Source organism: Caballeronia sp. M23-90 (assembly GCF_053574605.1).
The window spans coordinates 1-969 of sequence record NZ_JBSIPA010000888.1 but is presented as its reverse complement, the minus strand read 5'-3'; the positions used below and the strand labels follow the sequence as shown (position 1 = coordinate 969).

The following is a 969-nucleotide window of genomic DNA, read 5'->3' as shown; positions in this document are numbered from 1 at the left end:
CGTGCATAAATCCGTGAACGCCGCCGACAACGTGCTGCGATCCTGGCGCGGGTGAAGGTCGCGCGTGACCGTGCTGAAGTCGTTGTAACGCAGCTTGATGCCAACCGTGCGGCCTTCGTAGCCTTTGCGCCGCAAGTCGTCGGCCACCCGCGTGCATAAATCCGTGAACGCCGCCGACAACGTGCTGCGATCCTGGCGCGGGTGAAGGTCGCGCTCGAACGTGGTTTCGCGGCTCATCGACTTGGGTTCCGAACTCACGACCACCGGCCGTTCGTCCTCACCTTGCGCGACTTCCACGAGCCACGCCGAATAGCTTCGCCCAAAGGTAGCCTGGAGCAGTTCCGGGTCCGCACGGGCCAGATCGCCGACCGTTTCTATGCCGATGCCGGCCAGCTTTTCGGTCGCCTTCGGCCCGATGCCGTTGACCTTGCGTACTGCCAGCGGCCAGATCCTCAGCGGGATATCGGCGGCGGTGAGGATGGTGAGGCCATCGGGCTTGTCCAGTTCCGAGCCGATCTTGGCCAGCAGCTTGTTCGGCGCGACGCTGATCGAGCACGACAGGGCGGTTGCGTCCCGCACGGCCTGCTTGATGCGCGCGGCGGTGTCGGCAGGGTCGCCCGGCAAATCCGTCAGATCGATATAGATTTCGTCGATACCGCGATTCTCGATTTGCGTGGTGAACGTGGCAACGGCTGCCTTGAAAAGCCGCGAATAATGCCGGTACGAATCGAAATCCGTGGGCAGCAAGAAGGCGTCCGGCGCGAGTTGCGCCGCTTTCATCATGCCCATGGCCGAAAACACACCGAGCGCCCGGGCCTCGTAAGTGGAAGTCGTTACCACGCCCCGGCCGGCGTAATCGCGCAGCCGGACGCCTTCTTGCTGCCCACGGATTTCGATTCGTACCGGCATTATTCGCGGCTTTTCAAGGCAGCCGTTGCCACGTTCACCACGCAAATCGAGAATCGCGGA

At 62.8% G+C, this 969-nt stretch carries 1 protein-coding gene; it reads right to left on the bottom strand.

Going from position 1 to position 969, the window contains the following annotated elements:
• The coding region (locus ACRXB1_RS36765; protein WP_449494868.1) for a DNA polymerase Y family protein at nt 1-969 on the bottom strand (969 nt) is incomplete at both ends.